Annotated in this window: 21 protein-coding genes; 3 read left to right on the top strand and 18 right to left on the bottom strand. The window is 70.0% G+C overall.

All coding sequences use genetic code 11. From position 1 onward, the window contains the following. Nucleotides 1-6: 6 nt before the first annotated feature. The 4 genes from AC1XX3_RS13165 to aspS form a co-directional block, all read right to left on the bottom strand. A complete protein-coding gene (locus tag AC1XX3_RS13165) occupies nucleotides 7-231 on the bottom strand; it encodes a DUF6167 family protein (protein ID WP_483321592.1) in 225 nt (74 codons plus the stop codon). 2 nt (nucleotides 232-233) lie between these two features. After that, nucleotides 234-659 (bottom strand): DUF948 domain-containing protein, encoded by a 426-nt coding sequence (locus AC1XX3_RS13160; RefSeq protein ID WP_483321591.1) that lies wholly within the window; start codon nucleotides 657-659, stop codon nucleotides 234-236. 63 nt (nucleotides 660-722) lie between these two features. Further along, nucleotides 723-2,153, bottom strand: a complete 1,431-nt coding sequence (locus AC1XX3_RS13155; protein WP_483321590.1) for a replication-associated recombination protein A — start codon at nucleotides 2,151-2,153, stop codon at nucleotides 723-725. A gap of 235 nt (nucleotides 2,154-2,388) precedes the next feature. After that, entirely contained in the window at nucleotides 2,389-4,179 is a 1,791-nt protein-coding gene (gene aspS / locus AC1XX3_RS13150) for an aspartate--tRNA ligase (RefSeq protein WP_483321589.1), read from the bottom strand. Nucleotides 4,180-4,326: 147 nt separating this feature from the next. Between aspS and AC1XX3_RS13145 the strand changes: the two genes are divergently transcribed. Further along, nucleotides 4,327-4,965 (top strand): hypothetical protein, encoded by a 639-nt coding sequence (locus tag AC1XX3_RS13145; protein ID WP_483321588.1) that lies wholly within the window; start codon nucleotides 4,327-4,329, stop codon nucleotides 4,963-4,965. Nucleotides 4,966-4,968: 3 nt separating this feature from the next. Here the strand turns inward: AC1XX3_RS13145 and AC1XX3_RS13140 are convergent, their stop codons facing one another. Beyond that, a complete protein-coding gene (locus tag AC1XX3_RS13140) occupies nucleotides 4,969-6,429 on the bottom strand; it encodes a DUF2252 domain-containing protein (protein ID WP_483321587.1) in 1,461 nt (486 codons plus the stop codon). Between the two features lie 136 nt (nucleotides 6,430-6,565). Here AC1XX3_RS13140 and AC1XX3_RS13135 point away from each other — a divergent pair, with 136 nt between their 5' ends. Continuing rightward, entirely contained in the window at nucleotides 6,566-8,011 is a 1,446-nt protein-coding gene (locus AC1XX3_RS13135; RefSeq protein ID WP_483321586.1) for an HNH endonuclease signature motif containing protein, read from the top strand. A 25-nt stretch (nucleotides 8,012-8,036) separates the two neighbouring features. On the opposite strand, the gene hisS is transcribed toward AC1XX3_RS13135, so the two are convergent. Next, nucleotides 8,037-9,374: a histidine--tRNA ligase gene (gene hisS, locus AC1XX3_RS13130; protein ID WP_483322106.1), complete on the bottom strand. Its 1,338-nt coding sequence runs from the start codon at nucleotides 9,372-9,374 to the stop codon at nucleotides 8,037-8,039. Nucleotides 9,375-9,382: 8 nt separating this feature from the next. Continuing rightward, nucleotides 9,383-10,087 carry an MBL fold metallo-hydrolase gene (locus AC1XX3_RS13125; protein ID WP_483321585.1) on the bottom strand — a complete coding sequence of 235 codons (705 nt, stop codon included), beginning with the start codon at nucleotides 10,085-10,087 and terminating at the stop codon, nucleotides 9,383-9,385. Nucleotides 10,088-10,117: 30 nt separating this feature from the next. On the opposite strand from AC1XX3_RS13125, the gene AC1XX3_RS13120 reads away from it, so the two are divergent. Further along, on the top strand, nucleotides 10,118-11,359 hold the full coding sequence (locus AC1XX3_RS13120) for a DUF349 domain-containing protein (protein ID WP_483321584.1): 1,242 nt from the start codon (nucleotides 10,118-10,120) through the stop codon (nucleotides 11,357-11,359). A 40-nt stretch (nucleotides 11,360-11,399) separates the two neighbouring features. Here the strand turns inward: AC1XX3_RS13120 and AC1XX3_RS13115 are convergent, their stop codons facing one another. From AC1XX3_RS13115 to AC1XX3_RS13065, 11 genes are all read right to left on the bottom strand, one after another. Further along, nucleotides 11,400-13,625 carry a RelA/SpoT family protein gene (locus tag AC1XX3_RS13115; protein WP_483322105.1) on the bottom strand — a complete coding sequence of 742 codons (2,226 nt, stop codon included), beginning with the start codon at nucleotides 13,623-13,625 and terminating at the stop codon, nucleotides 11,400-11,402. 365 nt (nucleotides 13,626-13,990) lie between these two features. Next, the gene (locus AC1XX3_RS13110) at nucleotides 13,991-15,049 is read right to left on the bottom strand and encodes a potassium channel family protein (protein WP_483321583.1); all 1,059 of its coding nucleotides are present in this window, start codon (nucleotides 15,047-15,049) and stop codon (nucleotides 13,991-13,993) included. Continuing rightward, nucleotides 15,046-15,579 (bottom strand): adenine phosphoribosyltransferase, encoded by a 534-nt coding sequence (locus AC1XX3_RS13105; RefSeq protein WP_483321582.1) that lies wholly within the window; start codon nucleotides 15,577-15,579, stop codon nucleotides 15,046-15,048. Before AC1XX3_RS13105 ends, AC1XX3_RS13110 begins: the two co-directional genes overlap by 4 nt. A 5-nt stretch (nucleotides 15,580-15,584) precedes the next feature. Beyond that, nucleotides 15,585-16,895, bottom strand: a complete 1,311-nt coding sequence (secF, locus tag AC1XX3_RS13100) for a protein translocase subunit SecF (protein WP_483321581.1) — start codon at nucleotides 16,893-16,895, stop codon at nucleotides 15,585-15,587. Then, on the bottom strand, nucleotides 16,895-18,553 hold the full coding sequence (gene secD, locus AC1XX3_RS13095) for a protein translocase subunit SecD (RefSeq protein ID WP_483322104.1): 1,659 nt from the start codon (nucleotides 18,551-18,553) through the stop codon (nucleotides 16,895-16,897). The genes secF and secD overlap by 1 nt, the downstream gene beginning before the upstream one ends. A 69-nt stretch (nucleotides 18,554-18,622) precedes the next feature. Continuing rightward, nucleotides 18,623-19,123: a preprotein translocase subunit YajC gene (gene yajC / locus AC1XX3_RS13090; protein WP_483321580.1), complete on the bottom strand. Its 501-nt coding sequence runs from the start codon at nucleotides 19,121-19,123 to the stop codon at nucleotides 18,623-18,625. Nucleotides 19,124-19,225: 102 nt separating this feature from the next. Continuing rightward, the gene (ruvB, locus tag AC1XX3_RS13085) at nucleotides 19,226-20,269 is read right to left on the bottom strand and encodes a Holliday junction branch migration DNA helicase RuvB (protein WP_483321579.1); all 1,044 of its coding nucleotides are present in this window, start codon (nucleotides 20,267-20,269) and stop codon (nucleotides 19,226-19,228) included. Beyond that, nucleotides 20,266-20,871, bottom strand: coding sequence for a Holliday junction branch migration protein RuvA (ruvA, locus tag AC1XX3_RS13080; RefSeq protein ID WP_483321578.1), 606 nt, complete (start codon nucleotides 20,869-20,871; stop codon nucleotides 20,266-20,268). The genes ruvB and ruvA overlap by 4 nt, the downstream gene beginning before the upstream one ends. Next, complete coding sequence (ruvC, locus tag AC1XX3_RS13075; protein ID WP_483322103.1) at nucleotides 20,868-21,476, bottom strand: crossover junction endodeoxyribonuclease RuvC; 609 nt, start codon at nucleotides 21,474-21,476, stop codon at nucleotides 20,868-20,870. The genes ruvA and ruvC overlap by 4 nt, the downstream gene beginning before the upstream one ends. 91 nt (nucleotides 21,477-21,567) lie before the next feature. Continuing rightward, nucleotides 21,568-22,326 (bottom strand): YebC/PmpR family DNA-binding transcriptional regulator, encoded by a 759-nt coding sequence (locus AC1XX3_RS13070; RefSeq protein WP_483321577.1) that lies wholly within the window; start codon nucleotides 22,324-22,326, stop codon nucleotides 21,568-21,570. Nucleotides 22,327-22,336: 10 nt separating this feature from the next. Continuing rightward, nucleotides 22,337-23,350, bottom strand: a complete 1,014-nt coding sequence (locus tag AC1XX3_RS13065; RefSeq protein WP_483321576.1) for a GNAT family N-acetyltransferase — start codon at nucleotides 23,348-23,350, stop codon at nucleotides 22,337-22,339. Nucleotides 23,351-23,356: the final 6 nt, after the last annotated feature.

Below are 23,356 nucleotides of genomic sequence, written 5' to 3'. Positions count from 1 at the left end.
GACGAGTCAGTCCGTCAGGCCGAGCGTGTCCCGAAGTTCGGCTTCACGCTCGGCCGTGGCGGCTCGGGCGCGGTCGACGAAGTCGCGGGCACGCTCGCCCACGCCGGCGGCGCCGTCGGCCACCCGGTGGCCGAGGGCCTGGGGAGTTGCCTGCTGCAGATAGCCACGCACCTTGACCGCGGCATACACCGCGACGCCGGCACCGACGCTGAACCAGAAAAGTCGCTTCATCTTCACTTCTTCCGGCGGCCGGGGAGCTTGCTGCTGCGGGCGCGGGCCGGCGTCTTGTCGGTGTCGCCGCCCTTGAACGCCTTGCGGATGCCGTAGCTGACGGCGGCCGTCTTGACCAGCGGACCGCCCAGCGTCGCGCTGAACAAGGTGGTGAGCTGGGCGGCGTTCTCGCTCACCACGGTGGCGTTCTTGCTCACCGTGGCCACGTCCTCGGTGACGAGGCTGAGCTTCTCGAGCTCGTTGTTGGTCGCGGACACGGTGCCGCGCAGTTCGGTCAGGATCGGGACAGACTCGTGTCCGATGTCGCGGACTGCCAGGCGGACCTCTTCGAGCACGCGGCCGAGCTTCAGCAGCGGGACCGCGGTCAGGGCCACCAGGGCGACGAAGGCGATGGCGGCGATCAGGCCGGCGATCTCCCCTACGGACATATGGGTTCCTCACGTTCGTTGTCTAGCGCTGCCGTGCGGGCAGCGTCAGGTGCAGAGATGACCTTACCGCGACTGTCCGCGCTTCGGCTTCGCCGATGCGCCGGACGGAGCCGACGCGAGGATCTCCTCGATCCGCGCCAACCGGTCCGCGATCGCAGCCTCGGCGCCCCGGGCCACCGGTCGGTAGTACACGGCGCCGGTGAGCTCGTCGGGCAGATACTGCTGGGCGGCGATGCCGTGGGGCGCGTCGTGGGCGTAGACGTAGCCCGATCCGTGCCCGTACGCCTTGGCGCCCGGGTAGTGGGCGTCGCGCAGCGGCGGCGGGACCAGGCCGATCTTGCCGGCGCGGACGTCGGCAAGGGCAGCGTCCACGGCCATCACCACGGCGTTGGACTTCGGCGCGACGGCCAAGGCGATGACCGCCTGGGCCAGGTTGATCCGCCCCTCGGGCATCCCGATGAAGGCGACGGCGTCGGCTGCTGCGACGGCGGTGGTGAGGGCGGTCGGGTCGGCCAGCCCGATGTCCTCCGACGCCAAGATCACCAGCCGGCGGGCGATGAAGCGGGGGTCCTCACCGGCCTCCAGCATCCGCGCGAGGTAGTGCAGCGCGGCCTGGACGTCGGAGCCGCGGATGGACTTGATGAAGGCGCTGATCACGTCGTAGTGCTGGTCGCCGTCGCGGTCGTAGCGCACCGCGGCCCGGTCCACCGCCCGCTCGACGGTGTCGGTGTCGATCACCGTGGTGCCGACCGCCTCGGCCCCGGCGGCGGACTCCTCCAGATAAGTCAGAGCCCGTCGGGCGTCGCCCCCGGCCATCCGGAGCAGGGTGGAGCGAGCCTCGTCGGTGAGCGTGAACGTCTCCCCCGCCGGCAGGGTCGCGCTGCCGGTGGTGCGGACGCCCCGGTCCTCCGCCAGCGCCCGGGTCAGCAGCCCGGAGATGTCCTCGTCGGTCAGCGGCTTGAGGGTGAGCAGCAACGAACGCGACAGCAGCGGGGAGATGACCGAGAAGCTGGGATTCTCGGTGGTGGCCGCGATCAAGGTGACCAGCCGGTTCTCGACCGCCGGCAACAGCACGTCCTGCTGAGCCTTGGAGAACCGGTGCACCTCGTCGACGAACAGCACGGTCTGTCTGCCCTGGCGCAGCTCGCTGCGGGCCTGGTCGAGCACCGCGCGGACGTCCTTGACGCCGGCGGTGACCGCGGAGATCTCGACGAAGCGGCGATCGGTCTGGCGCGAGACCACCGACGCGATGGTCGTCTTGCCGACGCCGGGCGGCCCCCAGAGGAAGACCGACATCGCCTCACCCGTGGCCAGTCGACGCAGCGGGGATCCGGGCGCCAGCAGGTGCTGCTGGCCGACGATCTCGTCCAGCGTCCGCGGCCGCATCCGTACCGCCAACGGCAGGCCGGCCCGGTCCGCGTCCCCGAGGCTCCCGCCGCCGGTCGGCGAGCCGGCCCCGCCCCCCACCGCGTTGCCGAAGAGGTCCTCGCTCATACCCGTCCCACCTGCCCGTGATCAATCGCCCGTACGCCCGGTTCACCCTAGCCCTCGCCCAGACGCCCGCCGCCATCCGCGCGACGGCGCAAGCCGAGCCGAGCCGTACGAGGGCACGAGCGGTGAGGGTGGGCGGGCCAGGTCAGGGCTCGGTCGGGCATTCCGAAGGAGCGCAGCGACTGAGGAGGGCGGGACCTGGCCCGCCCTCCCTCACCGCGGACTCGACAACCCCGGCCTACGCCTCCGAAGGGGTATCGGCAGCGGGGCGAGCGTCCACCCCAGCTTCCTTGCGCTGCTGCGGCGTGATCGGCGCCGGGGCGTCGGTCAGCGGGTCCACCCCACCGCCGGACTTCGGGAACGCGATCACCTCGCGGATGGAGTCCATCCCCGACAGCAGCGCGCAGATCCGGTCCCACCCGAAGGCGATCCCGCCGTGCGGCGGCGGGCCGTAGTTGAAGGCGTCCAGCAGGAAGCCGAACTTCTCGGCCGCCTCCTCCTTGCTCAGACCCATGATCGCGAAGACGCGCTCCTGCACGTCGCGGGAGTGGATCCGGATCGAGCCGCCGCCGATCTCGTTGCCGTTGCAGACGATGTCGTAGGCGTAGGCCAGGGCGGATCCCGGGTCGGTGTCGAAGGTGTCCAGCGACTCCGGCTTGGGCGAGGTGAAGGCGTGGTGCACCGCGGTCCAGGCGCCGCCGCCGACAGCCACGTCCCCACTGGCCACCGCCTGGCTGGCCGGCTCGAACAGCGGGGCGTCGACCACCCAGACGAAGGCCCAGGCGGACTCATCGATCAGCCCGACCTTGCGGCCGATCTCCAACCGGGCCGCACCGAGCAGCGCCTGCGCACTCGACCGGGCGCCTGCGGCGAAGAAGACGCAGTCACCGGGCGCAGCGCCGACCCGGGCGGCGAGACCCGCCCGCTCCGCCTCGGACAGGTTCTTGGCCACCGGACCGCCGAGCTCGCCGTCCTCGCCCACCAAGACGTACGCCAGTCCCTTGTGACCGCGCTGCTTGGCGAACTCCTGCCAGGCGTCGAGCTGCTTGCGCGGCTGGGAGGCTCCGCCGGGCATGATCACGGCGCCGACGTACTCGGCCTGGAACACCCGGAACGGGGTCTCGGCGAAGTAGTCGGTGACCTCGGCGATCTCGTTGCCGAAACGCAGGTCGGGCTTGTCGGTGCCGTACCGGTTCATCGCCTCGGCGTAGGTCATCCGCGGGATCGGGGTGGTGATCTCGTGCCCGATCAGCTTCCACAGGGCGACCAGGATGGCCTCGCCGAGCTCGATCACGTCGTCCTGGTCGACGAAGCTCATCTCGACGTCGAGCTGGGTGAACTCGGGCTGCCGGTCGGCGCGGAAGTCCTCGTCGCGGTAGCAGCGCGCGATCTGGTAGTAGCGCTCCATCCCGGCCACCATCAGCAGCTGCTTGAACAGCTGTGGGCTCTGCGGCAGCGCATACCAGGAGCCGGGGCGGAGCCGCGCCGGCACCAGGAAGTCACGAGCACCCTCGGGGGTGGACCGGGTCAGCGTCGGGGTCTCGATCTCGACGAAGTCCCGCTCAGCCAGGACGCCCCGGGCGGCCTGGTTTACCTTGCTGCGCAGCCGGATGGCGGCACCCTGCGCAGGGCGACGCAGGTCGAGGTAGCGGTAGCGCAGCCGAGCCTCTTCGCCGACGGTGACGCGCTCGTCGATCTGGAAGGGCAGCGCGGCGGCGGTGCTGAGCACCTCCAGCGATGAGGTGACGACCTCGACCTCACCGGTGGGCAGGTCGGGGTTGGCGTTGCCTTCGGGCCGGGCGGCGACCTCGCCGGTGATGGCGATGCAGTACTCGTTTCGCAGGTCGTGGGCGCCCGAGGCGGCCAGCATCTCGTCTCGCACCACCACCTGCACCACGCCGGAGGCGTCGCGGAGATCGAGGAAGGCCACACCCCCGTGATCGCGGCGGCGGGCGACCCAGCCGGCCAGGGTGACGGTGGTTCCAGCGTGCTCGACACGAAGTGTGCCGGCACCATGGGTGCGAATCACGTGCAGTTCCTCCAACGACAGCTGCTCTCGGCACGGCGCCGACAGCGACTCCTGATCCTACGGGGCCCGGCCACCGACAGCGATCCGGTTTGCCGGCCGCCGGGCGATGGCTCTTGTGGTGCTCGGTGCTGGCGGTAAGACTGACTCATGGCCCACCTATCCCCGCAGCCGGCCGTCCGCCGCGATCCCCGCCGCCTGCATGCGACCGGCGCCTGGCTGCTGGCTCTCGCGCTGATCGGCCTGCTGAGCGGGATCGGTCAGCGTCCCGCGTACGCCTGTAGCTGTGGATCCTCCTCGTTGCAGGAGTCGCTGGAGGCCGCCGATGCGATCTTCCTGGGCGTGGTCGAGGACAGCGGCCGGCGCCATATCTCTGGCCGGGGCCGCGACGTCACCTTCGCGACGGAGCAGGTCTTCAAGGGAACGGTGTATGCCGAGCAGGAGGTGCGCACGCCGTCCGACGGGGGATCCTGCGGCATCTCTGCGGCCGTGGGCGACCGGATGGTCGTGTTCGCCCGGGAGTCCAGCGAAACGGCACGCGGAGCAGCCCCCGTACTCACCACCACGATCTGCAGCGGCAACCTGCCGCCCGCGCAGGCCCCGGTGCTGCTGGGCCGAGGACATCCCCCACTCCCGGGCTCATCGGCCCAGGTCGACCGGGCGACCCGGGTCGACGAGGCACTGAGCCGGGTGCTGCTGTTCGGCGGGCTCGGCGTTCTCGGCCTGGCCGCGGTGGTCGCCGTCGGCCTTCTGCTGGTCTGGCGATCGCACGAAACCGAGTCCAGCTGAGGCTCAGGGCCGGAAAGCAGAGCCGAGCTTGTCCAGCGCGCCATCGGCGACCGGCAGCAGCCCGTTGCGGACCGCCCTGACCAGCTCCGCGTGATCGGCCTCCGTCTGGTCGGCGTACGCGTTGGCGAACCGGCACATCGCCTGGTCGAGCTTGTCGGACGAACCGGCGTACCCCGCGATCATGGAGGCGCCGCTGGTCCGGGCGTGACCCTTCGCCAGGAGGTGCCCGACGATGCCGGCGTAGTCGGTCAGCGCCGGAGGGTCGATGGAGTCCAGCGGGATGGTGCCCTTCATGTTGCGGAACTGGCGGACGTAGAAGTCGCGGCCGTCGACACTGGTCCACCCCAGCAGCGGGTCGCTCACCGTCTGCAGAGCCTGCTGGTATTCGACCACCCGCTGACCCTGGTGCGCGTGCCAGGCCGACTCGCCGTGGACGTGGCGGGCGAGCACCGACCGGCGGGCCTGCTTGAGCTGCAGAAAGACCACATCGTCAGGGCTGCTGCCCTCCAGCAGAGCTACGTGCGCGCGCAGCCCGACGCTCCCGACGCCGACGACCTTGTTCGCGATGTCGACCAGGGTGTAGCCACCGAGAGCGCGGCGCCAGTGTGGCGCCAGGGTGGTCAGATAGTCGTCGAGCGCGGCGCTGATGGCCTCGCCCTCCTGTGGGCTCACCCGGGTGATCAGCGGCGGCTCAGCGACGATCTGTCGGCGGCCCTCGTGCTCGTGGGTGAACCGCGGCAGGGCGCGATCGCTCGTTCGCGCCCTGGCCCGCTTCGCCGACCGCTCGATCTCATCGCGGAGTGACTTCTCGGTGGCGGTCTCGTGCAGCCTGCCGACGTCGAGCCGGTTGTAGGAACGCATCAGCAGCGGCTGCTCGGCCAGGAACTGCACCTCGGCCCGATACGCCGCGACGCAGGAGGCGACTGCGGCCTCACACTGCTGCTCGGTGGAGCCGTTCTGGCGTCCGGCGACCCAGATGCTGGCGACCAGCCGGCGCAGATCCCACTCCCAGCTGCCCGGGTGTGCCTCGTCGAAGTCGTTGAGGTCGATCACCAGCTCGCCCTCGGGCGAGGCGTAGAAGCCGAAGTTGCCGAGGTGGGCATCGCCGCAGATCACCGGGGTGATGCCGGTCGACGGCAGCGAGGCCACGTCGTTGGCCATCACGATGGCTGTGCCGCGGAGGAACCCGTAGGGCGAGGAGACCATCCGGGCCACCCGGATGGGAATGAGCGACTCCAGCCGCCCCTCGTGTGACTCGCGCACCATCTCGACCGGATCGGGCCGATCCGGCGACGGAGTCCAGTCCGCCAGGCTTCGGCGCGGAACCCGGTGGCGGAGCTCCTTGCCCATGGCGTACCGCTCGCTGCGCGTCGACGGGTGACGACGCAGGGTCGCGTACGCCTCGCTGTCCGCCGAGGCCAGCACGGTATGGCCGCCGCGCGTGCTGGTCGGTGCTTCCGTCACGAGATCCTCCTGCATCGACACGGTCGCCCACACCATATCGCCGCGCTGACCAGTCGTTTCGCGGGCTCCCGCTGAGCCATGCGGAGGCTGTGGACGGTGCGGTGAAACTGTCAGTGGCGGGTCATAAATTGTACGTATGTTCGATTTACGGATGGAGTTGCCGGCAGACACGTCGGCTGCCGCAGTGTGCGTGGCTGAGCTGCACCGGACGGTGGTCTTAGCCGAGACGCGACTGCTGGTGGTCGCCGCGCACTGGGCTGACCTGCACGGCCCGGACCCGGCTGCTGTGGTGGTCGATCCGCCGCCGTGGCAGGAACGGTTCCGTCAGCTCGGTGGCGATGGGACACCGCTGGTGTCGGAGTACGCCGCCGGCGAACTGGGGACATTGCAGGAGACCACCACCGGTGCGGCGTCGGCGCAGATGGCCGATGCACTGGACCTGCGGCACCGCTTCCCCCGGCTCTGGGCACGAGTCCTCGCCGGGGAGGTCCGCGGGTGGAAAGCCCGCAAAGTCGCACAACTCACCCTCCACCTGACAGCCGACGCAGCCGCGATCGTGGACGCCATGGTGGCTGGTCCGATCGGGGCGATCTCCTGGGCACGGTTTGAGAATCTGCTGCAGGCGGCGGTGATGAGCGCGGATCCGGTGGGTGCGGAGGCACGGGCCCGGTTGTGGGAGGCGGAGCGGTTCGTCCGGGTCGGCCGGACCGAGGTGGGTGGGTTGAAAGTGCTGGTGGCCCGGGCCAATGCTGGTGATGTGGTTTGGTTCGTCGCGATGGTGAATCGGATCGCGGAGATCCTTGAACTAGAAGGCGATACCGGCCCGGTCGGAGTCCGACGGTCGAGGGCGATCGGGATCCTCGGGCAGCCGGCGACCGCGCTGGCAATGCTGCAAGCCCACCAGGGCGACCCGTGCGATCAGACTGAGCCGTCGACAGATGACCCGGACCAGGCAGACACGCATCAGTCGGTGCGGTTCGACGGACCGGTGGTGGATCCGGTGAAGGCTCGACCGCAGACCACGCTCTACATTCACCTCAGCCACGAAGCGCTGTCCGACCCCACTGGCTTGGTCGGTCGGATCGAGGGTGATGGTCCGGTCACCGTCGACCAGATTCTCCGGTTTCTCCGCGACACCCCGAACACGATCACCGTCCACCCGGTGATCGACCCTAACCCGGCACCGGTGGACGCATACGAGATCCCGCACCGCCACCGCGAAGCCCTCCGACTCCGCAACCCCGCCGACGCCTTCCCCTACAGCACCAGCCTCAGCCGCACCATGGACCTCGACCACACCATCCCCTACGCCAACCCAGGCCCACCCCAACAGACCAGCCTGACCAACCTCGGACCCCTCGACCGACGACACCACCGCCTCAAGACCCACGGCCGCTGGCGACTCCGACAACCCGTCCCCGGTGAGTACTTATGGCGATCACCACACGGCTGGGTGTACCTGGTCACCAACCAAGGCACCCAAGCCCTGGGCAACAACGCCTTCACCGACCGCATCTGGCACACCGCCACCGCCCTGCAACGCCGACCAGCCCGGGCCGCGCCGGCGACCACCGCCGCCTGATCGGCCGACCAGCTGATCGGCCGGATCAGCTTCGGTCGTCCCAGTGCCCGACCACCGTCGGGCGGAGGTCGGCGGCCGGCGGTTGCCAGGTGGTCGGGTCCGCCGGCACCTGGTCGCCGGTACGGATGTCCTTGACCTCGCCGCTGGAGAACCAGACGTAGGGGATGCTGCGCCGGTCGGCATAGCGGATCTGGCGACCGAACTTGTCGGCGCGGGGAGCCACCTCGGTGGCAATACCGCGCGCCCGGAGCTGCTCGGCCACGCCGATCGCGGCTGCCCGCGACTCCTCGTTGTCCACCGCGACCAGCACCGTGGTGGGCACCGGGCGCGAAGCGCCGAGATAGCCGCGGCCGAGCAACGGTGCAAGCAGCCTGGTCACCCCGATCGACAGTCCCACTCCGGGGTAGGTGGTGCGGCCGTCGGAGGCGAGCGAGTCGTATCGCCCGCCCGACGAGATCGATCCCCACGACTCGAACCCGCGCAGCTCGGTCTCATAGACCGTGCCGGTGTAGTAGTCGAGCCCGCGGGCGATCTTCAGGTCGGCGATGAGCCGACCGGGGACGTGTCGCGCCGCGGTCCGGACCACGTCGGCGAGCAGCTCGAGACCTTCGTCCAGCTCCGCACTCGCCACACCCAGTCGGCGCACCTGGTCGACGAACGACTCGTCGGCAGCCGAGATCTGGGCCAGAGCCACACAGGCATTGGCCTCGGCACCCGTCAGACCGGCGTCGCTGATCAACAGCTCCGACACCTTGGCCGGTCCGATCTTGTCCAGCTTGTCGACGATCCGCAGCACTGCGGCGGTATCGGTGATGCCCAGACCGGTGTAGAAGCCCTGCGCCAGCTTGCGGTTGCTGACCCGCATCAGCACCGGCGGCAGCCCGAGGTCGACGTGCAGCCGCTCGAGCGCCCCCAGGGTGACCAGCGGCAGCTCGACATCGTGGTGGCTCGCCAGCGAGCCGGCGTCGACAATGTCGATATCGGCTTGGGTGAACTCCCGATAGCGCCCTTCCTGCGGCCGCTCACCGCGCCACACCTTCTGGATCTGATACCGCCGGAAGGGGAACTGGAGTGCGTGCGCGTTCTCCAGCACATACCGGGCGAACGGGACGGTCAGGTCGAAGTGCAGCCCGAGATCGTCCGGCGCACCGGGCTCGGCGTGCAGTCGGCGGGCGACGTAGATCTCCTTGTCGATCTCGCCCTGCTTGGCGAGCCGCTCCATCGGCTCCACCGCGCGGGTCTCGATCGAGGCGAATCCGTGCAGCTCGAACGTCTCCCGCAGCCGGTCCAGCACGAACTGCTCGACGATCCTCCCCTCGGGGGTGTACTCGGGGAAGCCCGACAGGGCCTTCGGGCGGGGCAGCGGGCGGCTCACGAGGTGCTCCTGGAGAGGTACGAGTTCGTCAGGTACGGATTGGTGGCCCGTTCCCGGGCGATGGTGGTCTGCGGCCCGTGTCCGGGCAGCACCACCGCGGAGTCGGGCAGCGGCAGCACCTTGGTCCGCAGACTCCTCAGCATGTCGGCGTGGTCACCCCCTGGCAAATCAGTTCTGCCGATCCCGCCGGCGAACAAGACATCACCGGAGAACACCACCGAGTCGATCTCATCGTCCGGCCGGTAGTCGCTGCGGAACATCACCGAGCCCGGTGTGTGGCCCGGCGCGTGGATCGCGTCGAACGACAGCCCCGCTACCTCCACCGCCGCACCGTCGACCAGCTCGTGCACCTCGTCGGGCTCGCGGAACTGCGGGCTTCCCCCGGTCAGTGAGGCGAGCATGGCTGTCGTGTCGGGGCTCATCGCCCGAAGCGGGTCGGTCAGCAGCCCTCGGTCGTCCGGGTGGATCCAGCAGGGGGCCTGGTGGTCGGCGCACACCGGCAGCACGGAGAACATGTGGTCCAGGTGGCCATGGCTGAGCAGCACCGCCACCGGCTTGAGGCGCTGCTCGCGGACCACCTCCAGAATCGGGGCGACCGCGTCCATGCCGGGGTCGATCACCACGCACTCGGCACCCGGCCCGGTGGACACCAGGTAGCAGTTGGTCTGCCAGGGACCGGCTGGAAACGAGGCGATCAACACGGGCTAGACACTATCGGGCAGGATTGACCCATGAGTGAACACGCAGGTCCGGCCGGATTCGGGCGGGTCGACGAGGACGGCACCGTCTACGTACGCACCGCCGACGGCGAGAGGAGCGTGGGCCAGGTCCCCGATGTCGCGCCCGAGGAAGCCCTGGGGTTCTTCGTCCGACGGTTCGAGGCGCTCGAGCTCGAGGTGTCACTCCTCGAGACCCGGGTACGTTCGGGCGCCCTCTCCCCCGATGACGCCGCGTCCGCCATCAAGACGGTCCGCGCCGCGATCACCGACGCCAACGCCGTGGGCGATCTCGGCTCACTGCTGGGCCGGCTCGACGCGCTGGGGCCGGTGCTGGCCGAGCAGCGGGCGGTCCGCCGCGCCGAACGGGCCAAGCAGAGCGAGGAGACGCGCGCCGCCAAGGAGAAGTTCGTGGTGGAGGCGGAGCGGCTCGCCGCCGGTAACGACTGGCGCGGCGGCGTCAACCGCTTCCGCGCGCTGCTGGAGCAGTGGAAGACCCTGCCCCGGCTGGACCGGGCCACGGACGACGAGCTCTGGCACCGCTTCTCCAGCGCCCGCACCACCTACACCCGGCGGCGCAAGGCGCAGTTCGCCCAGCAGTCCGAGCAGCGCGAGTCCGCCCGGGTGATCAAGGAACGGCTGGCCACCGAGGCCGAGGCGCTGGCGAACTCGACGGAATGGGGCCCGACCACTGGCACCTACCGCGACCTGATGACCCAGTGGAAGGCGGCCGGTCCGGCGCCCCGCGGCATCGACGACGCGCTGTGGAAGCGGTTCCGGGGAGCCCAGGACACCTTCTTCGCGGCCAAGCAGGCCGCCTTCGAGGAGCAGGACAGCGAGCTGCGGGTCAACGCCGAGGCCAAGGAGGCACTGCTGGTCGAGGGCGAGAAGATCCTGCCGGTCACCGATCTCGACCAGGCCAAGGCCGCCTACCGCGACCTGCTGGAGCGGTGGAGCGCGATCGGCAAGGTCCCCCGCGACTCGGTCCGCCCGCTGGAGGGCCGGCTGCACGCGATCGAGTCCGCGATCAAGGAAGCCGAGGACGACCGCTGGCGCCGCACCAACCCTGAAGCCCGCGCCCGGGCCGAGGACACCGCCGCCAAGCTCGAGGCACAGATCGCCCAGTTCGAGGACAAGGCGACCAAGGCGGAGGCCCGAGGCGACGCCCGTCGTGCCAAGGAGGCCACCGACTCCGCGAACACCTACCGGGAGTGGCTGGAACAGGCCCGCCGCGCCATCGACGACTTCAGCGGCTGACGCCGCGGCGACGACTTCAGCGGCTGACGCCGCGGCGCGCCTACTGGCTGATGCGGTAGACGTCGAAGACGGCGGGTACCTGCCGGACCGCCTTGAGCACGTGGTCCAGATGGGTCGGGTCCGCCGTCTCGAAGGTGAACCGCACCTTGCAGATCCGGTCCTTCGTCGTGGTCAGTGCCGCCGACAAGATGTTGACATGCTGATCGGACAGCGCCCGGGTGATGTCGGACAGCAGCCGGTTGCGGTCCAGCGCCTCGACCTGCACCGCGACCAGATACGAGCTCTTGGCCGTCGGGGCCCAGCCGACGTCGACCAGCCGCTCCGGGCTCTCCCGCAGGTTCGCCGCGTTGATGCAGTCGGTACGGTGCACCGACACGCCCGCGCCGCGGGTGACGAAGCCCAAGATGTCGTCACCCGGCACTGGGGTGCAGCACTTGGCCAGCTTGACCCACAGGTCACTGGCGCCGATCACCTGGATCCCGGACTCGCTGGCCCCGCTGTTGGAGCGCCGTCGGCGACCGGTGACGACCCGGTCCTCGTTGGTCTCGTCGGCCGCTGCGTCGTCACCGCCCTCGACGCTGATCAGCCGGCTGACCACCGCCTGGGCCCCGACAGTCCCCTCGCCGACCGCGGCGTACAGCGACGACACGTCGGGCAGCTTGAAGAAGCCAGCCACCGCGGTCAGGTGCTCCAAGGTCAGCAGCCGCTGCAGCGGCAGACCGGCCTTGCGCATCTGCCGGGCCAGCGTCTCCTTGCCGGACTCAATCGACTCCTCGCGCCGTTCCCGGGTGAAGTGGTGGCGGATCTTGTTCCGGGCCCGCGGGCTGGCCACGAACGACAGCCAGTCGCGGCTCGGTCCCGCGCCCTCGGCCTTGGAGGTGAAGATCTCCACCACGTCGCCGTTGACGAGCACCGACTCCAACGGCACCAGCCGCCCGTTGACCCGGGCCCCGATGGTCTTGTTGCCGACCTCGGTGTGGATGGCGTAGGCGAAGTCGATCGGCGTCGCGCCCTGGGGCAGCGACATCACGTCACCCTTGGGGGTGAAGGCGTACACCTCGGTCGAATTGATCTCGAACCGCAGCGAGTCGAGGAACTCGCCGGGGTCGGCGGTCTCCCGCTGCCAGTCGAGGAGCTGCCGGACCCAGATCAGGTCGCCGCCGTCGCCGCCCTTCAACGGCGCGGGCGGGCCACCCTTGCCCTCCTTGTATTTCCAGTGCGCCGCCACACCGTACTCGGCTCGACGGTGCATCTCGTCGGTCCGCAGCTGCAACTCCACCGGCTTGCCCTGCGGCCCCAGCACCGTCGTGTGCAACGACTGATACATGTTGAACTTCGGCATCGCGATGTAGTCCTTGAACCGGCCCGGCAGCGGGTTCCAGCGGACGTGCATCACTCCGAGCGCGGCGTAGCAGTCGCGCGGGCTGTCGACCAGGATCCGCAGCCCCACCAGGTCGTAGATGTCTTGGAAGTCACGGCCGCGGACGACCATCTTCTGATAGATCGAGTAATAGTGCTTCGGTCGCCCGGTGACGGTGGCCCGGATCTTGGCCGCCTTCAGGTCGGCCTGGACCTGGTCGATCACCGTGGTCAGGAACTCGTCGCGGCGTGGCGCCGCCTCGGCGACGAGACGGACGATCTCGTCATAGACCTTGGGGTGCAAGGTGGCGAAGGCCAGGTCCTCGAGCTCCCACTTGATCGCATTCATGCCCAACCGGTGCGCCAGCGGGGCGAAGATCTCCAGCGTCTCCGACGCGATCCGGGACTGCTTGTCGGGGCGCAGATAGTGCAGGGTGCGCATGTTGTGCAGCCGGTCGGCGAGCTTGATCACCAGCACCCGGATGTCGCGGGACATGGCGACGACCATCTTGCGGATGGTCTCCGACTTCGCCGAGTCGCCGTACTTGACCTTGTCCAGCTTGGTGCAGCCGTCGACCAGGAGCGCGACCTCCTCACCGAAGTCACGGCTCAGCTCGGCCAGCGTGTACGACGTGTCCTCGACGGTGTCGTGCAGCAGCGCCGCACACAGCGTCGCCTCGGTCATGCCCAGCTCGGCCAAGATGGTGGTGACGGCCAGCGGGTGGGTGATGTAGGCGTCACCGCTCTTGCGCAGCTGACCGGCATGGGCGCGCTCCGCCGTCCGGTACGCCCGCTCGATCAGCGCCAGGTCGGCCTTCGGATGGCTGGCCCGGATCACCTTGAAGAGCGGGTCCAGCACCGGGCTCTGCGGCCGGGTGGTGCCCAGCCGGGCCAGCCGCTGGCGCATCCGGACCCGCGGCTGCTCCGGTCCGGTCGCCAGCCGTACCGGCACGACGCTGCTGGACGGTTCCGGGTCGCCCTCCGGTGCCGTCACCGGCATCCCGCGAGTACGCCGCGGCGTCGCCGGCGGGGCGTCCGACGTCGTTGCACTGCGCCGGGCCGGGGTCGTCGGGGTCTTCTGGCTGGGAGGCGCACTGGCGGCCGCGGTTCCGCGCCCGGGCGCACCAGACTCCGGCACCGACGGTGCCGTACTGGTGTCACTCTCCCCGGCCGAGTCGGAGGCGCTCGGCTTCGGGTCGACTGCGGTGCCCGGCTCGTTCAATCCACTCCCTCACTGTGCTGAGAGATCCAGTGTAGGACCACGCCCCAGGCTCAGGTTTCGTCGGCCTGCCGCACGACGACCACCTGGTCGCCGGTCTCCAGCCGGGCGACGGTGGGGTCATAGAACCTGCGCAGGGTCTTGTTGCGGACCACAGCCACCACTCGTTCGCCGTGTACCTCGTCCGGGGAGAGCCCGACCTCATCGCGGGTGATCTGCCGCTCCCCGATCTCCAGACCCTCCCGCGACGACAGCAGATCCTCGATCACGGTGCCGAGGTTGGGGCTGACCGCCGACAGGCCGAGCAGCCGGCCGACCGCCTCGGACGAGGTGATGACCGCGTTGGCCCCGGACTGGCGCATCAGCGACGAGTTCACGTCCTCCCGGACGGAGACGACGACGTGGGCACTCGGGTTCAGCTGGCGGACCGTCAGGGTGACCAGGATGGCCGAGTCGTCCCGGTCCAAGGTAATGATCACCTCCCGGGCCTTGATGATCTCGGCCCGGCGAAGGATGTCGCGGTTGGTCGCGTCACCCTGGATGGCGGCCAGCCCTCGCAGGTTGGCGTCGCCCACGGAGGTCGGCCGGGAGTCGATGACGACGATCTGGGCCGGGTTACAGCCGTTGCGGCGGAGCGTCTCGACCGCGCTCTTGCCCTTGGTGCCGTAGCCGACGATGACGACGTGATTGCGCATCTGCTTCCTCCAACGTCCGTCGCGGAGCATCCGCCGGCCTTCATTGGCCAGCACCTCCAGCGTGGTTCCGACCAACAGCACCAAGAACATGATCCGCAGCGGCGTCACCACGATCGCGTTGAGGATTCTCGAGTGCGGCATGATCGGGGTGATGTCACCGTAGCCGGTGGTGGTGATGGTCACCGTCGCGTAGTAGATCGCGTCGATGAGGTTGACCGAGCCGTCGTAGTTGTCGGTGTACGCGTCCCGGTCGAAGTAGACCAGGGAGACGATGACCACCAGCAGGCCGAGCGCGATCAGCGCCCGGCGGCCGAGCTCACGGGCCGGCGAGGTGGAGCGTGCCGGCAGGGAGACCAGCGCCTGGTTGGTCCAGGCAGGGGTGGTCCGGCGGCTCCGAGCGGATCGAACCTCGCTCATTCCGCCTCATCGGTCAAGACGGCGCTGACCTCGATGCCGTCCTCGGCCAGCAGCCGGCGGCCACCGAGGGAGGCGATGTCCATCAGCACCGTCACCCCGACCAGCTCGACGTCCATCCGGGCGAGCAGCATCGCCGTCGCCCGGACCGTGCCACCGGTGGCCAGGACGTCGTCGACGATGAGCACCCGGGCCCCGGGGCGGATGGCGTCGGTGTGCACGGCCACCGTCTCGGTGCCGTACTCCAAGACGTAGGTCTGCTCCAGTGTCGGCCCGGGCAGCTTGCCGGGCTTGCGGACGGGCACGAACCCGGCGCCCAGGGCCACCGCCACCGGCGCGGCGAAGATGAAGCCCCGTGCCTCCAGCCCCACCACCACGTCGACGTCGATCGGCGACAGCGCGACCATCGCGTCGACCGCACCGCGCAGCCCGACCGGCGAGCCGATCAGCGGGGTGATGTCTTTGAACACGATCCCCGGCTGGGGGAAGTCCGGAATGTCCCGGATGAACGCCGCAAGCCCGTGCTCGTCCATCCGCGCTATCTCTTCCGCTGACTGCGTGGCTTGTTCTGCGGCTGCGGTCGCTTGGCCGCCCCGTCCACCAACGGCTTGACAGTGCTCACCACCGGCGGGGCGGCTGAGCCGGCCGGGACCGAGGACACCGTGATCCTGGGTGTCGCCGGCGAGGTGGCCCCGACCGCGGTGTCGGTCGGCTCCAGGGTCTGCGCGTCGTCGTTGTCCGCGTCGTCCAGCACCGCGACTGCGGTCGTGGACGCGCCGGCTACGGCCGCCGCCTTGGGGGCGGACCGACCCGGGGTGGCCAGGTCGAGGGCGGTGGCGCCACCCGACTTGGCATTGAGCTTGGCCCGCCGGCTGAGCACCCGGGCGGTGTGCTTCCTCGTCTCCGGCTCCCGCTCCTTGAGCTGGACCAGCAGCGGCGTGGCGATGAAGACCGAGGAGTAGGCCCCGGCGATCATGCCGACGAACAGCGCTAGGGCGAGGTCCTTCAGCGGGCCCTCGCCGAGGATGACGGCGCCGGCGAACAGCAGTGCCGCCACCGGGAGCACGCCGATGATGGTGGTGTTGATGGAGCGGACCAGCACCTGGTTCACGGCCAGGTTGGCGGCCTCGGCGTAGGTCCGTGTCGTGCTCGAGTTGATGTCGCGGACGTTCTCGCGGACCTTGTCGAACACCACCACGGTGTCGTACAGCGAGTAGCCGAGGATGGTCAGCACGCCGATCAGGGTGGCGGGGGTGACCGTGAACCCCACCAGGGCGTAGATGCCGATGGTGAGGATGAGGTCGTGCCCGAGCGCGACCAGGGCCGCGGCGGACATCTTCCCGTTGCGGAAGTACGCCCAGATGACCAAGGTCACCAAGACCAGGAACACCGCCAGTGCGAGCAGGGCCTTCTCGGTGATCTGACCACCCCACGAGGCGCCGATCAGGCTGTACGCGACCTGGTCGCTGTTGACCCCCAGCTCCTCGGCGATCGCGGTCCGCACCAGCGGCACCTCGGTCGTCGGGTCCAGGGTCCGGGTCTGGACCCGCACCTGGTTGGAGCCGATGGTGTTGATCGTCGACTCACCCAGGTCCGGCACGCCGGAGCGCTCCAGGGCGACCCGCATGTCGTCCACCGTCTGCGAGCTGACAGCGACGGGCGTCGTGGCCTTGAAGTCGGCCCCACCCTTGAACTCGATTCCGAAGGTGAGCCCGCGGATCAGCAGGGCGGCCACGGAGAGAGCGATCAGCGCGGCCGAGATGATATAGAACAGCCGCCGGCGACCGATGAAGTCGTAGGAGACGTCACCGGTGTAGAGCCGGTGACCGATGTTGCTGAGCTTCGACATCAGGCCTCCTTCGTGGAGACGTCGGTGCGAACGGGGGTACGGCGCCGCCGGGCGCCGGGCAGGGCGGCGACACCGAGGTGGGCGGGGTCCAGCCCGGAGAGCTTGTGCCCCTGACCGAAGAACTTGGTGCGGGCCAGGAGTGACATCAGCGGCTTGGTGAACCAGAACACCACCAACACGTCGATCACCGTGGTCAGCCCCAAAGTGAACGCGAAGCCCCGAACTGAGCCGATGGCCAAGATGAACAAGATAATGGCCGACAGCATCGACACCGCGTCGGCGATCAGCACCGTCTGGCGGGCACGCCGCCAGCCCGTCTCCACCGCGGTCCGCAGGCTTCGACCCTCGCGGACCTCGTCCCGGATCCGCTCGAAGTAGATGATGAAGCTGTCGGCGGTCACGCCGATGGCCACGATCGCCCCGGCGATACCTGGCAGGTTGAGCGCGAACCCGACCGAGGTGCCGAGCAGCACCATGGCGGCGTAGGTGATGGCGCCGGCCACGGCCAGCGAGGCGGTGACCACGATGCCGAGACCGCGGTAGTAGAAGAAGCAGTACGCGACCACGAGGGCGAGACCGATGATGCCGGCCACGATCCCGGCGTCGAGCTGCTCGCCGCCGAGGGTCGCCGACACGTTGGCCACCTCGGAGACCTCGAAGGCCAGCGGCAGCGCGCCGTACTTCAAGACGTTGGCGAGCTCGGTGGCGCTCTTCTGGTTGAAGCTGCCGGAGATCTCAGCCTGGCCGCCGGTGATGGCGCTGCTGACCGAGGGTGCGGAGATCGACTCGCCGTCGAGGACGATGGCGAACCGGTTCTGCGGGTCGGCCCGCTGTGCCAGCGCTCCGGTGGCGGTGGCGAACGCCGCGGCGCCCTCGGAGTTGAACTCCAGGTTGACCACCCACGCGACGTTGTTCTGCGGCACGCCGGCCGACGCGGTCGTCAGCTGGCTGCCCTCGATCAGGGTGGGGCCCAGCAGCAGCTTCTCGGTCTGGTCCTGGCTACAGGTGAACAACGGCTGATCAGCGACATCGACCATCGCCTCGGTGGCGTCACAGGTGAACTCGGCGAACTCGGCGGTGTCGTTCTCGCTGGGCTGCCAGTTGATGGCTTCGGAGGGAGGAGTGCCCTCGCCCACGGTGGTGGGGCGCGGGGTCTTCGGCGCCGGCGGTGCGGTCGGCAGCTGCGGCGCCGGCCGGCCGTCGCCGGTCGGCGTCGCGCCGGGCTGGGCAGTCTCTGCCGGCTGGGCCGTCTCTGCGGGCTGGGCCGTCTCTCCCGGCTGGCTGGACGGTGTCGCGTTCGGGTCGCCGGTCGGCTGGTCACTCGGCGCCGTCACCGGCGGCATCACCGGCTCGGCCGCGTATACGGCCCGGAAGCGCAGCACAGCGGTCTGACCGACGAGGCGGACCAGCTCGTCCTGCTGCACGTTGGGCACGCTGACGACGATCTGGTCGTCACCGGAGGTGGTGACCTCCGACTCCCCCACGCCGAGGCTGTCGACCCGGCTCTGGATGATGATGCGGGCCTGCTCCAGGCTGGCGCGGTCGACGGTGCCGGCGCCGGTGCTGTTGGCAGCGGTCAACGTGATGGTCGTGCCGCCGCGGAGGTCGAGGCCCAGCTTGGGAGTCCAGGTGCTGGTGGCCGCCATGGTGACGAACATCGCCACCACGGCGAGGAGGAAGATGACGATCGTGCGACCGGGACGGCCGCTCTGTGCTGCCACGAGCTGTTATTCCTTGTTCGACGGCGACGTGCTCGACGATCCGGTGCCCGGCCCGTCGATATCGCGGGGCTTCTGGTACGGGCTCGAGCCGCCCTGCTCGGTGCTGGTCGGATCGGTGCTGGTCGGATCGGTGCTGGTCGGATCGGTGCTCAGGGGTTCCGTAGTGAGAGGTCCCGTGGTGAGCGACTCGTCCTCGACCAGGTCGTCGTCGTCATCACTCGACCAGGCGGTCTCCTCGTCGGCTTCGCTCACCGGGCGCACGATGGCCTGCTTCAGCACCGTGAACTCGACCCCGGGCGACACCTCGAGGACGGCCTGCTTCTCGCCGATGGCCACGATGGTGCCGATGATCCCGCTGCCGAGCAGGACCCGGGTGCCGGCGGTCAACGACCGCAGGGTGGCCAGCTGGGCCTGCTGACGCTTCTTCTGTGGACGCAGGATGAGGAAGTAGAACGCGACGATCATCAGCGCGATCAAGATCAAGGACGAAAACGGCGAAGAACCCATGACTCCAGCATCCAGTGTGGTGGACGTACGCGGTGCACGTCGGACGGCGTCGAGAAACCCCGACCGGCGTACTCTACCCAGTCAGCCTGAGAATTCGCCGATTCACCCGAACAGGTCGGGTGAGGTGTCGTGTCCGGCGGCACCCTTCGGTGGGGTCAGCCCGAGGTGCTGCCAGGCCGCGGGTGTCGCCACCCGGCCCCGCTGGGTACGCATCAGGAAGCCCTGTCGGACGAGGAACGGCTCGGCCACCTCCTCCACCGTCTCCCGCTCCTCACCGACAGAGATCGCGAGAGTCGACAGACCCACCGGCCCACCGGCGAACCGGCGGCACATCGCGGTCAGCACCGCCCGGTCCAGCCGGTCCAGCCCGAGCTCGTCGACCTCGTAGAGCTCCAGCGCGGCCCGGGCGATGTCGCGGTTGATCGTCCCGTCGGAGCGGACCTGGGCGAAGTCACGGACCCGGCGCAGCAGCCGGTTGGCGATCCGGGGTGTGCCGCGGGCACGGCGAGCGATCTCCATCGTGGCGGCCTGGTCGATCTGCACCCCGAGCAGCGCCGCGGACCGGTCGACGATGTGCTCGAGCGCATCGGTGCCATAGAAGTCGAGCTGGGCGGTGAACCCGAACCGGTCCCGCAGCGGGCCCGGCAGCAGCCCGGCCCGGGTGGTGGCCCCGACCAGGGTGAAGCGCGGGATCTCCAGCGGGATGGCGGTCGCGCCGGGGCCCTTGCCGACCACCACGTCGACCCGGAAGTCCTCCATCGCCAGATAGAGCATCTCCTCGGCCGGCCGCGACATCCGGTGGATCTCGTCGAGGAAGAACACCTCGCCCTCCACCAGCCCGGACAAGATGGCGGCCAGATCCCCGGCGTGCTGGATGGCAGGTCCGCTGCTGATCCGCAGCGGCGCCGCCATCTCGGCGGCGATGATCATGGCCAGGGTCGTCTTGCCGAGCCCGGGAGGACCCGACAGCAGCACGTGGTCGGCCACGGCACTGCGGTGCCGGGCAGCCTCCAGCACCAGCCCGAGCTGGTCGCTGACCCGGGGCTGGCCCTCGAACTCGGCCAGCGTGGTCGGCCGCAGAGCCGACTCGGCGGCCCGCTCCTCGGGGTCGCTGTCGGGGTCCACCAGGTCCGAGGCGCCACTCACGTGCGGGCCAGGCTCTGCAGCGCGGCGCGCATCAGCAGCGACAGCGCGATGTCAGGATCCGCGGCGACCAGCGGCTCCACCTCGGTGCAGGCGGCGTCGGCGTCACGGGCCGACCAGCCGAGGCCCTGCAGCCCCTGGCTGACCTGGTCGCGCCACACCGGCGAGCTGGGCGCCTGCGGCGTGGGCACGGCGCTGAGACCGATCGTGTTGACCTTGTCCTTGAGCTCGATGACGATCCGCTGCGCACCCTTGCGCCCGATCCCGGGGACCTTGCACAGCTGGAGGAGGTTCTCGGTCACGATGGCCGAGCGGAGCTCGTCGGGGGTCAGCACCGCCAGCGCTGCCTGGGCGAGCTTGGGTCCCACCCCGGTCGCGGTCAGCAGCAGCTCGAAGAACTCCCGCTCGTCGGTGGTGGCGAAGCCGTACAGCGTGAGGGAGTCCTCGCGGACCACGAGCGAGGTCTGCAGGGTGGCCGGCTGGCCCACCCGCAGGGTGGCCGTGGTGTTGGGTCCGCACTGGGCGAGCACGCCGAGCCCGCCGAGCTCGATCACGGCCGAGGTGGCGCCGAGCTGGCGGACGGTGCCGGACAGCGAGGCGATCACTGGTTGGTTCCTCTCGGTACGGGGGGCAGCCGGGTCGGCTGGCCGATCGAACGGGCCTGGCTGACCTTGTCGGCGTAGGCCGCCTTCTGCCGTGCGGACTGGGCGGCCGCCAGCTGCAGCGCGGTGTCGATCCGGGCGGTGGCGCCGCCGCGCCAGACGTGGCAGATCGCCAGGGCCAGCGCGTCGGCGGCGTCGGCGGGTCGGGGCGCCTCGGCCAGCCGCAGAATCCGGGTGATCATGACCGCGACCTGGGTCTTGTCCGCCCGGCCGGAGCCGGTGACGGCCGCCTTGACCTCGCTCGGGGTGTGCAGGGCGACCGGGATGCCACGACGCGCGGCGACCAACATCGCCACCCCGGCGGCCTGCGCGGTGCCCATCACGGTCTGCACGTTGTGCTGGGCGAAGACCCGCTCGACGGCAACCGCGTCGGGACGGTGCTCGCTCACCCACTCCTCCACCGCCTGCTCGATCTGGACCAGTCGGCGGGCGATGTCGAGGTCGGCCGGTGTCCGTGCCACGCCGACGGCGACCAGCGTCGGTGGGCGTCCGGGCGTACCGTCGACCACGCCCAACCCGCACCGGGTCAGGCCGGGGTCGATCCCCAGCACACGCATCGCCACACCTCCGACATCGAACAGACGTTCGGAACCCTACCCAGTGCGGGCGGTGACGGATGGAGCGACTCGCCGGGCGAGGTCAGGCGTCCTGCAGGGCCTCATCGGGGGCGTCGAAGTTGGCGTAGACACTCTGTACGTCGTCGCTGTCCTCCAGCGCCTCGATCAGCCGCATCACCTTGCCGGCGGTCTCCGCGTCGACCTCGACGGTCACCGATGGCACGAACGACACCTCGGCGGAGTCGTAGTCCATCCCGGCCTGCTGGATGGCACTGCGGACACCGACCAGGTCGTTGGGGTCGGAGATGACCTCGAACGCCTCACCGAGGTCGTGAACGTCCTCCGCGCCGGCCTCGAGGGTCACTTCGAGCAGGTCGTCCTCGGTGACCGAGCGACCCTCCTGCTGCTTCTCCACCACGACGACGCCCTTGCGGCCGAACAAATAGGACACGCTGCCGGCGTCGGCCATGGTGCCGCCGTTGCGGCTCATCGCCACCCGGACATCAGACGCCGAGCGGTTGCGGTTGTCGGTCAGGCACTCGACCATCAGCGCGACCCCGGACGGGCCGTAGCCCTCGTACATCAGCGTCTCGTAGTCGGCGCCGCCGGCCTCGAGGCCGGCGCCACGCTTGACCGCGCGGTCGATGTTGTCGTTGGGGACCGAGGTCTTCTTGGCCTTCTGGATCGCGTCGTAGAGGGTCGGGTTGCCGCTGACGTCAGCGCCACCCATCCGTGCCGCAACCTCGATGTTCTTGATCAGCTTGGCGAACGACTTGGCCCGCCGCGCATCGACCACGGCCTTCTTGTGCTTGGTCGTCGCCCACTTGGAATGTCCCGACATGAGGAGAATTTTAGCCTTTCGTCTCGAACTGCTCGGTGCGGGCGTACATCACGGCGGTATCCGTGGCGACGTAGCCCAGGCGCTCGTAGAGCTGGAAGGCCCCACTGGGGTTGTCGGAGTCGACGCCGAGGCCGGCCGCGGCCAGCCCGGCGTCGGCGAAGGAGTGCATCGTCGCGGTCAGCAGCGCGCGGGCGACACCGCGCCCGCGCCAGGCCCGGCGTACGCCCAGGCGGTCGGTCCAGCCCTCGGAGAAGCCCTGCGCCTCCCAGTCCTGCTCGTAGGCGGAGCTGAGGGCGTAGCCGGCGACCTCGGCGGTCTCGGCGTCGAGCGCCAGCCAGGACCACTGCGGCCGGCTGGCCGACCGGGCCAGCTGCTCCGCCCAGGACAGCGCGCTCACCGGCTGGGAGCCCCAGTGGTCGGCGAACGCCTCGTTGTGGGCCTCCCGTACCGCCTCGGAGTACTGCTGCTCGAACGGCACCAGCCGGATCCCGGGCGGGGTCTCGACCGGGGGCAGCGGACCGGTGAACCGGTAGGCCATGTCGGCGTACCAGCGCATCGGCTCCAGCCCGAGCTGGGAGTAGAGGCGACGGTGCCCGCTCAGCGTGTCGGCCACGAAGACCACCACCCGCAGCCCGCCGAAGTGCGGCCGGCGGGTGGCGGCGTACCAGGCGCGGGCGTGGTCGAGCTGCCAGGTCAGCAGCGCTCGACCGATGCCGCGCCGCCGCCACTGGGGATGCACGCCGCCGGTGGCGAACACCCGGCGGGGGTCGACGTCGGAGCTGGTCGGGTGGTTCCAGGCGTACGCCACCAGCCGGGCACCGTCGGGGGTGAAGCCGAGGATCAGGTTGCGCTTGGGGTCGGCGTCCACGTCGACGAACGTCTCCTGCAGCTCATCGAGGCTGTGCCGCTCGGTCAGGCTGTCGTGAGCCTCCAGCACCGTGAGCAGCCCGCTCAGGGTCGCCAGGTCGTCGGTGCCGGCCGATCGCCAGACCAGACCAACGGGATCGGCGGGGGGCGCGAGCACGGCGGC

The organism is Microlunatus sp. M237 (assembly GCF_056896895.1).
Note: the sequence above shows the minus strand (reverse complement) of the source record. Positions and strands in the feature narration are given on the sequence as shown.

What these genes read in the sequence shown, in the direction of transcription:
- AC1XX3_RS13155 (WP_483321590.1), bottom strand. Translation starts at nt 2,153, where the DNA reads ATGAGCGAGGACCTCTTCGGCAACGCGGTGGGGGGCGGGGCCGGCTCG.
- secF (WP_483321581.1), bottom strand. Translation starts at nt 16,895, where the DNA reads ATGTCGAAGCTCAGCAACATCGGTCACCGGCTCTACACCGGTGACGTC.
- AC1XX3_RS13115 (WP_483322105.1), bottom strand. Translation starts at nt 13,625, where the DNA reads ATGCGCCAGCGGCTGGCCCGGCTGGGCACCACCCGGCCGCAGAGCCCG.
- secD (WP_483322104.1), bottom strand. Translation starts at nt 18,553, where the DNA reads ATGTTCGTCACCATGGCGGCCACCAGCACCTGGACTCCCAAGCTGGGC.
- AC1XX3_RS13120 (WP_483321584.1), top strand. Translation starts at nt 10,118, where the DNA reads ATGAGTGAACACGCAGGTCCGGCCGGATTCGGGCGGGTCGACGAGGAC.
- AC1XX3_RS13165 (WP_483321592.1), bottom strand. Translation starts at nt 231, where the DNA reads ATGAAGCGACTTTTCTGGTTCAGCGTCGGTGCCGGCGTCGCGGTGTAT.
- AC1XX3_RS13110 (WP_483321583.1), bottom strand. Translation starts at nt 15,049, where the DNA reads ATGAGCGAGGTTCGATCCGCTCGGAGCCGCCGGACCACCCCTGCCTGG.
- AC1XX3_RS13160 (WP_483321591.1), bottom strand. Translation starts at nt 659, where the DNA reads ATGTCCGTAGGGGAGATCGCCGGCCTGATCGCCGCCATCGCCTTCGTC.
- AC1XX3_RS13145 (WP_483321588.1), top strand. Translation starts at nt 4,327, where the DNA reads ATGGCCCACCTATCCCCGCAGCCGGCCGTCCGCCGCGATCCCCGCCGC.
- AC1XX3_RS13135 (WP_483321586.1), top strand. Translation starts at nt 6,566, where the DNA reads ATGTTCGATTTACGGATGGAGTTGCCGGCAGACACGTCGGCTGCCGCA.
- AC1XX3_RS13105 (WP_483321582.1), bottom strand. Translation starts at nt 15,579, where the DNA reads ATGGACGAGCACGGGCTTGCGGCGTTCATCCGGGACATTCCGGACTTC.
- yajC (WP_483321580.1), bottom strand. Translation starts at nt 19,123, where the DNA reads ATGGGTTCTTCGCCGTTTTCGTCCTTGATCTTGATCGCGCTGATGATC.
- AC1XX3_RS13070 (WP_483321577.1), bottom strand. Translation starts at nt 22,326, where the DNA reads ATGTCGGGACATTCCAAGTGGGCGACGACCAAGCACAAGAAGGCCGTG.